The sequence below is a fragment of the Dyella sp. genome (genome assembly GCF_035685805.1).
Classification (GTDB): domain Bacteria; phylum Pseudomonadota; class Gammaproteobacteria; order Xanthomonadales; family Rhodanobacteraceae; genus Dyella_A.
Genome location: NZ_DASSAB010000035.1, coordinates 1 through 13,837, shown reverse-complemented (window position 1 = coordinate 13,837; position 13,837 = coordinate 1). Strand labels below are relative to the sequence as shown.

10 protein-coding genes are annotated in these 13,837 nt (G+C 69.9%); 5 read left to right on the top strand and 5 right to left on the bottom strand.

Translation table 11 applies throughout. The features are described from left to right. The first annotated feature begins 33 nt into the window (after nucleotides 1-33). On the top strand, nucleotides 34-1,356 hold the full coding sequence (locus VFG40_RS08905; RefSeq protein ID WP_324896998.1) for a hypothetical protein: 1,323 nt from the start codon (nucleotides 34-36) through the stop codon (nucleotides 1,354-1,356). 84 nt (nucleotides 1,357-1,440) lie between these two features. Here the strand turns inward: VFG40_RS08905 and cysK are convergent, their stop codons facing one another. Continuing rightward, entirely contained in the window at nucleotides 1,441-2,382 is a 942-nt protein-coding gene (cysK, locus tag VFG40_RS08900; RefSeq protein WP_324896997.1) for a cysteine synthase A, read from the bottom strand. A gap of 66 nt (nucleotides 2,383-2,448) precedes the next feature. Then, on the bottom strand, nucleotides 2,449-3,945 hold the full coding sequence (gene cysG, locus VFG40_RS08895; RefSeq protein WP_324896996.1) for a siroheme synthase CysG: 1,497 nt from the start codon (nucleotides 3,943-3,945) through the stop codon (nucleotides 2,449-2,451). Nucleotides 3,946-4,222: 277 nt separating this feature from the next. Between cysG and VFG40_RS08890 the strand changes: the two genes are divergently transcribed. Continuing rightward, nucleotides 4,223-5,227: a LysR substrate-binding domain-containing protein gene (locus tag VFG40_RS08890; RefSeq protein ID WP_324896995.1), complete on the top strand. Its 1,005-nt coding sequence runs from the start codon at nucleotides 4,223-4,225 to the stop codon at nucleotides 5,225-5,227. A gap of 310 nt (nucleotides 5,228-5,537) precedes the next feature. Here the strand turns inward: VFG40_RS08890 and VFG40_RS08885 are convergent, their stop codons facing one another. From VFG40_RS08885 to VFG40_RS08875, 3 genes are read right to left on the bottom strand one after another with little or no spacing between them, the layout of a single operon-like run. Beyond that, nucleotides 5,538-6,260, bottom strand: coding sequence for a phosphoadenylyl-sulfate reductase (locus VFG40_RS08885; RefSeq protein ID WP_414649275.1), 723 nt, complete (start codon nucleotides 6,258-6,260; stop codon nucleotides 5,538-5,540). After that, the gene (gene cysI, locus VFG40_RS08880) at nucleotides 6,257-7,963 is read right to left on the bottom strand and encodes an assimilatory sulfite reductase (NADPH) hemoprotein subunit (RefSeq protein ID WP_324896994.1); all 1,707 of its coding nucleotides are present in this window, start codon (nucleotides 7,961-7,963) and stop codon (nucleotides 6,257-6,259) included. Before cysI ends, VFG40_RS08885 begins: the two co-directional genes overlap by 4 nt. A 1-nt stretch (nucleotide 7,964) precedes the next feature. After that, nucleotides 7,965-9,758: an assimilatory sulfite reductase (NADPH) flavoprotein subunit gene (locus VFG40_RS08875; protein ID WP_324896993.1), complete on the bottom strand. Its 1,794-nt coding sequence runs from the start codon at nucleotides 9,756-9,758 to the stop codon at nucleotides 7,965-7,967. Nucleotides 9,759-9,906: 148 nt separating this feature from the next. Between VFG40_RS08875 and VFG40_RS08870 the strand changes: the two genes are divergently transcribed. From VFG40_RS08870 to VFG40_RS08860, 3 genes are all read left to right on the top strand, one after another. Next, nucleotides 9,907-11,112, top strand: coding sequence for a JmjC domain-containing protein (locus tag VFG40_RS08870; RefSeq protein WP_324896992.1), 1,206 nt, complete (start codon nucleotides 9,907-9,909; stop codon nucleotides 11,110-11,112). After that, nucleotides 11,109-12,059, top strand: a complete 951-nt coding sequence (locus tag VFG40_RS08865; protein WP_324896991.1) for a GNAT family N-acetyltransferase — start codon at nucleotides 11,109-11,111, stop codon at nucleotides 12,057-12,059. Before VFG40_RS08870 ends, VFG40_RS08865 begins: the two co-directional genes overlap by 4 nt. A 248-nt stretch (nucleotides 12,060-12,307) precedes the next feature. Further along, on the top strand, nucleotides 12,308-13,837 hold a 1,530-nt coding region (locus VFG40_RS08860), incomplete at its 3' end, for a thiamine pyrophosphate-dependent enzyme (protein ID WP_324896990.1).

Genomic DNA, 13,837 nt, shown 5'->3' with positions numbered 1-13,837 from the left:
ACAAACTACGACATCCATCGTAGAGGGATCACCATGGCATCCGGTTTCGCCGCGCGACGCTCCCGGCAGGCGCTTGCACTCGGGCTCGCCGCCTCCGCCTTATTCGCCATGGCACCGGCGTTTGGCGCCCTCGATCCGGCCGGTGCCGCCGAGGTCCTCGGCGAAGCCGAGGCAATATGCACACGGGATGCGGGCGCCTTCTGGGGGCACAGCCTGTGCGGCCCAATGGTGCTGGTGGACCCGATCGACCGCGACGTCGTCGCCAACCGCGCGGACGGCCGCGGCGTACTGAAACCTTCCGGGGCGTTCTTCGCCGGTACCCTGCCGGCGTCGGTGATCCTGGCGAACACCTCAATCGAGTGGTCTGGCATCCGCTGGAGCGAGATCCTCTGGCCCGGCCCGGGCGACGCCGACCAACGGCACGTGATGCTCGCCCACGAGATGTTCCACCGCATCCAGCCGGCGCTGAAGATGACGCTGCCGGAAGGCGACAACCGGCATCTGGATACCCTGGAGGGCCGCTACCTGATCCAGCTGGAGTGGCGGGCATTGGCGGCCGCGCTGCGCGCACCGACAACCACAGCTCGCCGGCAGGCCGTTGCCGATGCGCTGCTGTTCCGAAACGAGCGCTACCGGCTGTTTCCGGCCGCCGCGACCAACGAGAACGACCTGGAAGCGAATGAGGGCATCGCGGAATACACCGGCACGCGACTCGGCCTGACTACGTCGCAGGCGCGCATTCGTTATGCCCTGCACGACCTGACTGCCTTTGTGCAAGCGCCAAGCTTCGTGCGCTCGTTCGCCTACGCCACCGGCCCGGCTTACGGCCTGCTTCTGGACCAGGCGGATCCGGGCTGGCATAGCCACTTCGCACCCGGCCAGCGGCTGGATCAGCTCTTGGGCGAGGCCCTGCGGCTGCCGCCACCGGCGTTCGCCACGCTCAAGGCGCGGAAGGCGGCCTACGACGACGGGACACTGCGCACCAGCGAAGTAAAGCGCGACGAGGTGCGCCGCGCCCATCTCGCAGAACTGACGGCGAAGCTGGTCGACGGCCCGGTGCTGGTGCTACCGCTCGACCACAGCAGCCTCCAGTTCAATCCGCAGACCCTGGTACCGCTGGGCGACCTCGGTACCGTCTATCCGACCCTGCGTCTGGACGACGACTGGGGCGTGCTCGAGGTGGATGGCGATGCGCGGGTCGACCAGCAGGCGAAGATCGCCACGGTGTCAGCCGCAGGCATCGGCGCATCCGACCGTCATGGCCACGGCTGGAAGCTCACGTTGAGCCCGGGCTGGGTCGTCGTTCCCGGCGCACGCAAGGGCGACCTGGCGGTGAAGCGAGGCGGAAACCCCTGAGTGTCGAGGTAAGCCGCAGGTCGCAACCTGGGGAAAAGCCGTGCCTAGGGACGAACCGACTCCCCGACACACGGCAGACGGGATTTACTCGATGTCGTCGGAGCCTTCGTTGACGCCTTCGAACAGGTACGTCGACAGGTAGCGTTCGCCGGTGTCCGGCAGCATCGCGAGCAGTACGGTGCCTTCCGGTGCATCCTTGGCCACTTCCAGCGCAGCGGCGAGCGTGCCGCCGCAGGACAGGCCGACGAAGATGCCCTCCTGCGCGGCCAGCGCACGGGCCACTTCGCGCGAGCGCTCGTCGGGGATCAGCTTGATCTCGTCGACCACGTCCCGGTTGAGCACCTTGGGAATGAAGTCCGGGTTCCAGCCCTGGATCTTGTGCGGCTGCCACTCCTTGCCGGCGAGCAGCGCAGCACCTGCCGGCTCGGCGCCGATGATCTTCACGTCCGGCCGGGCCAGCTTGAGCATTTCACCCACGCCGGTGAGCGTGCCGCCGGTGCCCCAGCCGCTGACGAAGTAGTCCAGCCGCTTGCCCGCGAAATCGCGCAGGATCTCCGGTCCGGTGGTGCTGCGGTGGTAGGCCGGGTTGGCCGGGTTCTCGAACTGGCGGGCCAGGAACCAGCCGTTCTTCTCGGCCAGCTCGGCGGCCTTCTTCACCATGCCGGTGCCGCGCTCGGCGGCCGGGTGCAGCACGACCCGGGCGCCGTAGGCGCGCATCAGCTTGCGCCGCTCGATCGAGAACGAGTCGCTCATCACCGCCACGAACGGGTAGCCGCGCGCGGCGCAGACCATCGCCAGGCCCACCCCGGTGTTGCCGGAGGTGGCCTCGATCACCGTCTGCCCCGGCTTGAGCGTGCCGCGCTTTTCCGCATCGAGAATGATCGCCAGCGCGAGGCGGTCCTTCACCGAGCCGCCGGGATTGAACGCCTCCACCTTGACGTAGATGTCCACGCCCTTGGGCGCCAGGCGATGCAGCTTCACGATCGGGGTGTTGCCGATGGTGTCCAGAATGCTTTGGTAGATCATGAGGAGCTCCTTGACCGAAAGTGAAAAAGCGCCGGCCATGATGCGCCAGCGCCGGGGGCATGGTGTTCAGCCGCGGTGAATGGCGCCAAGCAGGGCCTCGCGGGCCGGCAGGTCGGGGATGTTGGGTGCGGGCCGGCGCATGTCCGGCATGGCGGGCGCCTGCGCCGCGGCCGCATCCAGCGGTGGCGCGCCGAACCAGGCCAGCGATCCGGCCAGCGCGGCGACTTCTCCCAGGATCAGCAGCGCCGGCGATTGCACCGCGTGCTCGGTCGCGCGTTGCGCGAGCTGGCCGAGCGTGCCGGTGATCACCCGCTGCTCGCGGCGCGAACCGTTCTCCACCAGGGCAAAGGGTGTCGATGCCGCGCGGCCGTGGGCGATCAGCCGCTGCTGGAACGCCTCGAGCTGGGCCACGCCCATGTAGACGGCCAGGGTCTGCCGCTCCCGCGCCAGTGCGGGCCAATCCAGCGTGTCGTGCGATGCCTTGCAGTGCGCCGTGAGCAGGCGCACCGACTGCGCGTGGTCGCGATGGGTCAGCGGGATGCCGGCATACGCGGCGCACGCCACCGCAGCGGTGATGCCCGGCACCACCTCGTAGCGGATGCCGTGCGCGCGCAGCGCTTCCAGCTCCTCGCCGCCGCGACCGAACACGAACGGGTCGCCGCCCTTGAGCCGCACCACCCGCCGCCCGGCCTGCGCGTGCTCGAGCATCAACGCGTGGATGCCCTCCTGGGTGGTGTGGTGATGGCCCGATTCCTTGCCCACCTCGATACGCTCGGCGTCGCGGCGCGCCAGCGCCAGCACCTCGGCGCTGACCAGCCGGTCGTGCAGGATCACGTCCGCTTCGTTGAGCGCCCGCAGCCCGCGCAGCGTGAGCAGGCCGGGATCGCCGGGCCCGGCACCGACCAGCACCACGCTGCCCGCGCTCTGGGCCACCGGCGACGCCAGCGCATGCTCGGCGGCCGCCTGCGCTTCCGCGGCGCGGCCGCTGCGCAGCAACCCCGCCACGGTGTCGCTGAACAGCCATTCGTAGAAGCGCCGCCGCGCGGCCATGTCCGGGTGGCGCAGGCGGATGCGCTTGCGCAGCCTGGCGGCGAGCGTGGCCAGCGGCCCCAGCGAATGATCCAGCAGCGTTTCCAGCCGCTCGCGGATCAGCCGCGCGAACATCGGCGCGTCGCCGCCGCTGGAGATGGCGATGGTGATCGGTGCCCGGTCGATCACCGCCGGCACGTGGAAACTGCAGCGCGCGGCGTCATCCACCACGTTGACGAACACGCGCCGTGCCTGGGCCAGCTCCACGATCTGCTGATGCACTGCCGCGTCGTCGGTGGCGCCGATCACCAGCCACGCATCGTCCAGCCATTGCGGCTCGAAGCGCCCCTCCCGATGGCGAATGCGGCCACCTTCAGCCCACTGGGCGAGCAGTGGCGACAAGGCCGGCGCACCCACCGTGACCCGTGCCCCCGCGTCCACCAGCGCCGCCGCCTTGCGCTCGGCGACGGCACCACCGCCGACCACCAGCACGGGGCGATCACGGAGGTCGGCAAACAGGGGATACAGCTTCATCGGCACGGCCATCAGGAGGGGCGCGCCATGGGGCGCATCCGGCCACGCTAGAAATGCAAGCCACGGTCCACAAATGATTTTTGCGCCGTGACATATAGCGCAGCAGCATAAGACCGGCCTCACGGCGCCCACGCCACGCGGCGCCACTCTTCGCTTGACGCATCGCAGCAAACAGATGTATAGACGTCCAAATGAATTGCCCTTTCCAGGTCGCCCGCCTGCCCTTCCGTCGCTGCCGTACGCGTTTCACGCACGGCGCCCACCGCGGAGCGTTCGCATGACGCTGACCCAGCTGCGCTACCTGATCGCCATCGCCGATTCCGGACTCAATATCACCAGTGCCGCCGAGCGGGTGCATGCCACCCAGCCGGGGCTGAGCAAGCAGCTCAAGCAGCTGGAGGACGAGCTCGGGTTCCAGCTGTTCAACCGCAAAGGCAAGAGTCTGGACGCGATCACCCATGCCGGCGCCCACGTGCTTGAACGGGCCCGCGCCATCCTGGCGGAGGTCGCCAACATCCAGTCCGTGGCTGCCAACCTGCGCCAGGAGGCCTGCGGCACGCTGCGCATCGGCACCACCCACACCCAGGCCCGTTTCGCCCTGCCCGGCGCGATCGCCGCGCTCAACCGCGGCTACCCGCAGGTGAGCGTGCACCTGCAGCCCGTGGCCGATGCCGAGCTGCTCGGCCTGCTGGAAAGCGGCGGCGTGGACCTCGCGATCGTGAGCACCGCCGGTGCGGCACCCGCGGGCGTGATTGCGCTGCCGGCCTACCGCTGGCAGCGCCGCGTGCTGGTGCCCAGGGATCATCCGCTGGCTGCGCTTGGCCGAGCGCCCACGCTGGCGGAGCTCGCCAGCCTGCCGCTGGTCAGCTACGACTCCTCGATCAAGCCGGACTCCTCGCTGCGCCGCGCATTTGAAGCGGCCGGGCTGACACCGCACATCGCCATGACGGCCAGCGATGCCGATCTGATCAAGACCTATGTGCGGGCCGGCCTCGGCGTGGGCGTGCTGGCCGAGATGGCGCTGCTGCCTGCCGACTCGTCCGATCTGCGCGCGTTGCCGGCCGACCACCTGTTTGCCTCCTGCACCACCTGGATCGTGCTGCGGCGCGAGGGCGTGCTGCGCGATTTCGCGCTGGAGTTCATCGTCGATTTCGCGCCGCACCTGGACCGCAAGGCGGTCGCGCGGCACGTGGCAGGCGGTGAGGACGTTGCCTGGCCGGCCGCGCCGCAGTGGCGCGAGCGCGCGACGCGCGTTGCGTCCAGGGCGGAGGTGCGCGCGTAACGAGGCGGGCACCGTGCCGGATGCAGCGGCGGCTGCGCTGGCGCGCCGACAGGCGTCGGCATCGCGACGAATCGTTGCGCGCTCGAGGTCAGCGTGCCCCTCGCTCCGCCCCTCTCCGGGCGGAGAGGGAGCAATCGGATGGGTTGCCCTGTGCTGTCCCCGTCATGCAACGAGCGAGTGCTGCTTGCTAACGAGGCTTCTCTGGCGTCGAGGGCGCGGGCTGACGAGATAGACGGGCGAGACGCGTGTGCGGCTACACGACCACGCGGAGCCGCATCGCCGCGTGGCTGCCCCGGGGCCGGCCGGGCGATCACACCGCCTCGTGCAGGCCGCATTCGCGATGCAGGCCGAAGAAGCGGGTGTCTTCCGCCGCCATGCCGGGCTCCCACGGGCGGGTGGTGTGGGTGTCGCCGATGGACACGTAACCCTTGTCCCACAGCGGGTGGTACGGCAGACCTTGCTGCTGCAGGTAATGGCCCACGTCGCGGTCGCGCCAGTCGGCCAGCGGGTGGAACTTCCAGCGCTCGTTGCGGCGCTGGATGAAGGGGATCTGCTCGCGACTGCGCGACTGCACGCGGCGCAGGCCGGTGAACCAGCCGGTGGCGCCCAGCTCGTCCAGCGCGCGCTGCATCGGCTCGACCTTGCGCAGCTGGTTGTAGCGCCTCAGGCCCTCCTCGCCCTGCTCCCACAGCTTGCCGTGGCGCGCTTCCATCCAGCCGGTGCCGATGTCGGGGCGGTACACCTTGAGGTTGAGCTTGAGCCGTTCGGTCAGCGCATCGACGAACTGGTAGGTCTCGGCGAACAGGTAGCCGGTGTCGATCAGCACCACCGGGATGTCCGGCCGCTGCTGCGTGAGCATGTGCAGCATCACCGCCGACTGGGCGCCGAAGCTGGAGGACATCACCAGCGGCCCGGGCACATTGCGCAGGGCCCAGGCGACGCGGCCCGGGGCGGCCTGCGCACCGAGCCAGGCATCCAGCCGGGCCAGCACCGCGGGATCGCGTGCGGCATCGCGGAGATAGCTGGGATTCACGCCAGCACCTCCGCCGGAATGCGCACCGGTGCCTGCAGTGCTTCCACGCGCAGCAGGAAATCTCCGAAACCTTCGGCCGGCGTGCGCTCGGCCGCATAGCGGGCGAACAACGGATCGAGCGCCTCGAGGATGGCCGCCTCGTCGATGTTTTCCCGATAGACGCGGTTGAGCCGCTGGCCGCGGAAGTCCGCGCCCAGGCGCAGGTCGTAGCGCCCGGGCCCACGACCGACCAGCGCGATCTCGCCCAGGTACGGCCGTGAGCACCCGTTCGGGCAACCGGACAGGCGCAGCAGGATCGGCGCGTCGGTCAGCCCGTGGGCGGCGAGTTGCGCCTCCAGCTTCGCCAGCAGCTGCGGCAGATAGCGCTCGCTCTCGGCCATCGCCAGGCCGCAGGTGGGCAGCGCCACGCAGGCCACGGCGTGGCGCCGGATCGCGCTGCCGCGGGTGTAGCCGTCCAGCCCGTGCGCTGCGACGATCGCGTCGATGCGCGCGCGATCGGCAGCGGCCACGTCGGCCACCACCACGTTCTGGTTGCAGGTCATGCGGAACGTCCCACCATGCATCTTGGCCAGTTCGCGCAGGCCGGTGAGCGCGCGCACCGGGCCGACGTCGGCGAGACGGCCGGCTTCGATCTGCAAGGTGAGATGCCAGCGCCCCTCGTGCCCTTCGACCCAGCCGTAGCGGTCGCCGTTCTGCTCGAAGTGGAACGGCCGTGCCGGCGCCAGCGAAAAGCCGAGCCGCGACGCCAGCTCGGCGGTGAACGCATCCAGCCCGCGGTGATCGAGCGTGTATTTCAGCCGCGCGTGCTTGCGCTCGCTGCGGTTGCCCCAGTCGCGCTGCACGCCGACGATGCCCTCGGCCACGGCGATCAGCTGCTCGGGCGTGACGAAGCCGATCACGCTGCCCAGGCGCGGATAGGTGCTGGGGTCGCCCTGGGTGGCGCCCATGCCGCCGCCGATGGCGACATTGAAACCGAGCAGCGTGTCGCCTTCGATGATCGCGATCAGGCCCAGGTCCTGCGCGAACACGTCCACGTCGTTGAGCGGCGGGATGGCGAGTCCGATCTTGAACTTGCGCGGCAGGTAGGTGGGACCGTAGAGCGGCTCGTGTTCCTCGCCGGAGACCTTCTCCCCGTCGAGCCAGATCTCGTGATACGCCCGCGTGGCCGGCTCCAGATGCTCCGACAGGCGGGTGGCCCAGTCGCAAGTGAGTGCGTGCGTGTCGGACACCAGCGGATTGGCGCTGCTCACCACCGTGCGCACCACGTCGCCGCACGCAGCGATGGTGGTGGCCAGCGCATGGTTGATGGCCGCCATGGTCGGCTTGAGCTGGCGCTTGATCACGCCATGCCACTGGAACGTCTGGCGCGTGGTGATGCGCAGCGTGCCGTTGGCGTACTCGGTGGCGATGCGGTCGAACGCCAGCCACTGCGCCGGCGTCACCACGCCGCCCGGCAGGCGGGCGCGGATCATGAAGGCATAGGCCGGCTCCAGCTTCTGCCGGCGGCGCTCGTCGCGCAGGTCGCGGTCGTCCTGCTGGTAACTGCCGTGGAACTTGAGCAGCTTGTTGTCGTCGTCGCTGATCGCGCCGGTGACCGGATCGGCCAGCCCTTCGACGATGGAACCGCGCAGCAGCCGGCTGGCCGCCTTGACCCGCTCCATCTCTGACACGGGGAGCAACGAGGGGGATGTGGGAGAACTCATGTCAGTACACGTCGCGGGCGTAGCGCCCGTCCTGCAGTAGTTCGGATAGCCAGGCCTGCGCCGCGTCGAGCGAACGCCCGCCGTGGGTGGCGATCACGTCGACCAGCGCGGCATGCACGTCTTTCGCCATGTGCGCGGCATCACCACACACATAGAGATGCGCGCCGCCCTTGAGCCAGTCGTACAGTTCGGCGCCGCGTTCGCGCAGCGCGTGCTGCACGTAGCGCTTCTCCGGCTGGTCGCGCGAGAAGGCCAGGTCGATGCGGTGCAGCGCGCCGTTGGCGAGCGCCTGCTGCCATTCCACCTGGTAGAGAAAATCCTGCGCCTGATGCCGGTTGCCGAACAGCAGCCAGTTGCGCCCGGTGGCACCACCGTCACGGCGCTCCTGCACGAACGCACGGAACGGCGCGACGCCGGTGCCCGGGCCGATCATGATGATGTCGCGGCTGCCATCCGCCGGCAGCCGGAAGCGCTCGTTCGGCTCGATGAACACATCCAGCGTCGCCTGCTCGTCCGCGCCGGCCAGCCAGCTGGATGCCGCGCCGACGTGACGCGCGCCGTGCGCCTCGTAATCGACCACGGCGACGGTGAGATGCACCTCGTCCTCGCCCACGGCAAGCGGACTGGAGGCGATCGAGTACAGCCGCGGCGTGAGCGGCCGCAGCGCGGCCACCAGCGCGGCGGCATCCCAGCGGGCCGGATAGGCGCGCATCAGGTCAATCGGCTGGTGGGTGGCAAGCAGCGCGGCCAGCCGGTCGGGCTGCGCCAGCGCCGCCCGCAATGCGTCGCTGCCGGACCGCTCCGCCTGCGCCTGCACCAGCGGGCGGCTGAGGCGGGTCAGCTCGCGCTCGCGCGTCAGCCAGGCGTGCAAGGACTGGCGCCTGCCGGCGTGTTCCACCTCGGTTGCCGCCGCGAGCCCGAGCAGCTCGAGCAGCTCGGCCACCAGCGCGGCCGGGTTGCGCGGCCACACGCCCAGCGCATCGCCGGCGACGTAGCGCAGGCCGGACCCCTGCAGCGACAACTCGAGGTGGCGCACATCGCGCGCGCTGTCGCGCGAGACGATGCGCTGGTTCGCCAGCACCGCTGCAGGGAACGGCTGGTCTCGGCTGTACTGCGGCCGGCTGGGCGCCACCCGCAGCGGCGTGACGGACGCGCTGGGCAGGTCGCCGGCCACGTGTTCGCGCAGGCGCGCGATGGCCGCCTCGGCCCACGGCGTCGCCACCGGATCGATCTCCACGTCCGCCTCGGCCAGCGGCGCAAGCCGCCGGGCCCCGAGCTCGGCGAGGCGAGCATCGACGGCGCGGCCGGTGGCATTGAACTGCGGGTAGCTCGAATCACCCAGACCCAGCACGGCGTAGTGCAGCTTCGGCAAGGGCGGCGCCCGGCGCGAGGCGAGGAACTCGACCAACCCGCGCGCGTCATCCGGCGGCTCGCCGTCGCCCTGGGTACTGATGACCACGGCCAGGTAGCGCTCCTGCGCCAGCTCGCGCGTGGCGTAGGCGCCGGCACGCAGCAATCGCACGCTTAGACCGGCCGCTTCCGCATCGGCGGCCAGCCGCTCGGCGACACGGCGCGCGTTGCCGGTCTGGCTGCCGTAGAGCACGGTGAGCCGGGTGCTCGCGGCGGCGGCCGCGGCCGGCGTGCGGGCGACCGGATGCGCCGCCTGGTTGGCGACATAGGCGGCGATCCAGTAAAGCTGCGCCGGCTCCAGCGCGTCGACCAGTTGGCGCAGCAGCGCCTGGCGGTCTTCGGGCAGGCCGGGGGAGCTGGCGAGTTGGGCCTGCAATGCGTTCACGGACAACGGCCTTTGGACGTCCAAACGGGATCGTTCCAGCTTGCCCCCGGCCATGGCACCCACAAAAGGATGATTCGGCATGTGCATATGCCGACACACCCGCCGCGTCCGGCATCGCGAGCTTGCCGGCAGTCGCTACAATGCGCCGATGACACTGACCTCGCCCTCCCGCAAAGCGCTGCCGATCGAGGTGCGCGGCTCCGCGCGCCAGCCGCTCGGCATGTCCACCGCCCAGTTCCTGCGCGACTACTGGCAGAAACGCCCGCTGCTGATCCGCGGCGCGTTCCCCGGCTTCGTGCCGCCGATCGCCCCGGAAGACCTGGCCGGACTGGCCTGCGAGGAAGGCGCGCTGTCGCGGCTGATCGCCCACGACCCCAAGCGCGACCGCTGGAAGGTGAAGACCGGTCCGCTCGCCGAGGCCGACTTCGCCACCACCGGCGACGCCGACTGGACGCTGCTGGTGCAGGACGTGGACAAGTGGGATGCCGACGTGGCCGCCCTGCTCGATCACTTCGACTTTCTGCCCAGCTGGCGGGTCGACGACGTGATGGTGTCCTACGCCGAGCCGGGCGGCGGCGTCGGCGCGCACGTGGACCAGTACGACGTGTTCCTGTTGCAGGGCCTGGGCCAGCGGCACTGGGCGATCAGTACCGATCCGGACGCGCCGAAGGATTTCCGCCACGACGTGGAACTGAAGCAGCTGGAGCAGTTCGAGCCCACGCACGAATGGTTGCTGGATGCCGGCGACATGCTCTATCTGCCGCCGGGCATCGGCCACGACGGCGTCGCCTTCGGCGGCCCGTGCATGACCTTCTCCATCGGCATGCGGGCCCCGTCCCAGGCCGAGCTGGTGGGGGACCTCGCCGATTACCTGGCCGAGCGGCTGCCCGAAGAAGCGCGCTACACCGACCCCGATCTCGGTCCGGCACGCAGCGCCGGCGAGATCGACCGCAGCGCGCTCGAGCGCCTGCGCGCCGCCGTGCCGTTTGCCACAGCGCTCAACGATGCCACCGTACTGGACTGGTTCGGCCAGTTCATCACCCGCTATCGCCTGGCGCAGAACCCGGCGCCGGCCGAGCGCGCCACCACCGCCGCCGCGCTGGACAAGCTGCTGGCGGGCGGCGCGGTGTTCCTGCGCCATCCGTGGTCGCGGCTTGCGTGGGCCCGCACGCGCCGGGGCTGCACGCTGTTTGCCAACGGCCATGCCTACGCGGCCAGCGCCGCGCTGGCTCAGCAGTTGTGCGCCAGCCGCGAGCTCGCAGTCGACCCCGCCGTCGATGCCGACGACCGCGCCCTGCTGATCTCCCTGCTCGATGACGGCCACCTGGTGGCGCGCAAACCCCGCCGCCGATGAAGCTCGAGAACTTCCACATCGTCAGCGCAGAATGGTCGCGTGCCAGCGACCGTGAGGCGCTGCTGCACGTGCGCCAGAGCGTGTTCGTGGAAGAGCTCGGCGTGCCGGGTCTGCTGGAGGCGGACGAGCTCGATCACGATGCCTTCCACCTGATTGCCCGCGATGACGCCAACCGCGTGATCGGCACCGCACGACTCACCGCCACCCACCAGATCGGGCGGCTGGCGGTGGTGCCTGCATGGCGTCGCCAGGGTGTCGGCGTGGCGCTGCTGCGCCAGCTGGTCGACCGCGCCCGCGCGCTCGGCTGGCCCGAGGTGCGACTGGATGCGCAGATCGATGCGGTGGATTTCTATCGCCGCGAGGGCTTCGCCAGCGACGGCGAACTGTTCGAGGAGGGAGGCCGGCTGCACCAGGCCATGCGCAAGCCGCTGGTGGCAGCCGCACGCCCGACACATGCCCCGCGTGATCCCGGTGCGCTGGCAGCGCACGACCGGGCCAGCGTGGAGGAGGCCCGGGTCGCACTGCTGCAGGACGCCCGCCACGTGCTGGCGATCCAGCTACCCGAATTCGACGTCGACACGCTCAACAGCGCCCAGGAACTGGCCGAGATCCGCCGCATCGCCACGTCCGGTCGCGGCGCGCGGATCCGCATCCTGTTGCACGACACCGGCGCCCCGTTGCGCGATGGACACCGGCTGGTGGCGCTGGCGCAACGGCTGTCCAGCGTGATCGAGATCCGCCGACCGGTGGACGAGATCGACCTGGCCAACCGGTCTGCCTGCCTGCTTAACGATGCCGGGGGTTACCTGCTGCTGCCCGAGCACGATCGCCCGCAGGGCCGCGCCGCGCGCCACGACCGTGCCGGCCAGGCGCCACTGGCGCAACAGTTCGACGCCGTGTGGGAACGCGCCGAGCGGGCGGTGGAGCTGCAGGCGCTGCATCTGTAGACGCCAGCTGAACGCCCCGGCGCACCCGCGGCTCGGGCGCGCATCGGCCGCCTTCCCCGCCATGGCTGCACGTGCGGCCCCGTCACGGCATGTCGGATGTGTCCCAACGCTGACCGCAGCGCCGTTTTCTGGCGCCCGCGGGTTGCCGCGGCGCAGCAGCCCGGGTCTATAATTAACGGGATTTTTGCCAGCCATTCGCTGCATCCAAGGCAGCGCTGGCGGGCCTCCCTTCCCCGACCGGTGGTGACGTGAGTACAAACCTGATCCGCGAGTTTTTCGAATCCTCCCAACTCGCAGGCGGCAACGCCGATTATGTCGAAGCACTTTACGACGCATGGCTGAGCGACCCGGGCTCGGTCTCCGCCGAATGGGGCACCTATTTCCAGACCTTCAATGGCCGCGCGACGGGAGATGTCTCCCACACCGCGGCCATTGCGCGTATTGAGGCCGCACAGAAGCAGCGGCGCAGCGCGGTGGCTCCGGCGCCGGTCGGCGACGAGCACGCGCGCAAGCAGGCCGGTGTGCTGCGCCTGCTGACCGCCTACCGCTCGCGCGGCCACCTTGCCGCCAACCTCGACCCGCTCGGCCTGGCGCAGAAGATGGACGCGCCGGACCTCGGCCTGGCCTTCCACGGGCTGGCCGACTCCGACCTGGATACCGAGTTCGACTGCGGCACCTATGCCGGCGGCGGCCATCGGCTGAAGCTGGGCGAGCTGCTGGCGCGCCTGAAGAAGGTGTACGCCGGCACGATCGGCGCCGAGTTCATGTACATCAGCGATCACAACCAGCGCAACTGGATCTACTCGCGGCTGGAGCAGGCCAACGGCAGCGCAGGGCTGGACAACGACGGCAAGCTGCAGATCCTCACCGCGCTGACCGCCACCGAAGGCCTGGAGCGCTACCTGCACACCAAGTACGTCGGCCAGAAGCGCTTCTCGCTTGAAGGCGGCGACAGCCTGATTCCGCTGGTCGACGACGTGGTGCGCGCGGCCGGCGCCAACGGCATCAAAGAGCTGGTGATCGGCATGGCCCACCGCGGCCGCCTGAACGTGCTGGTCAACATCCTGGGCAAGTCGCCCAAGACCCTGTTCGACGAGTTCGAGGGCAAGTTCGACCACATCGACGACCCGTCCTACTCCGGCGACGTGAAGTACCACATGGGCTTCTCGTCCGACCTGAAAACGCCCAAGGGCGGCGTGCACGTGGCGCTCGCGTTCAACCCCTCGCACCTGGAGATCGTCAACCCGGTGGTGGCCGGCTCGGTCCACGCGCGCCAGCTGCGCCGCCGCGACACCGAGCACCAGCAGTCGATGGCGGTGCTCATCCACGGTGATGCGGCGCTGGCCGGCCAGGGCGTGAACATGGAGCTGTTCAACATGTCGCAGGCGCGGGGTTTCCGCATCGGCGGCAGCATGCACATCGTGGTGAACAACCAGGTGGGCTTCACCACGTCCAACCCGCAGGATGCCCGCTCCACCATGTACTGCACCGACCTGGCCAAGATGGTCAACGCGCCGGTGTTCCACGTGAATGGCGACGACCCGGAGGCGGTGATCGAAGTCACCCGCCTGGCCTACGAGTTCCGCAAGACGTTCCGCAAGGACGTGGTGATCGACCTGGTCTGCTACCGCCGCCACGGCCACAACGAGGCCGACGAGCCGGCGGCCACGCAGCCGCTGATGTACCAGATCATCCGCAAGCGCCCGACCACCCGCGACCTCTATGCCCAGCAGTTGCAGAAGGAAGGCGTGATCGCCGAGGGCGATGCCCAGAAGCGC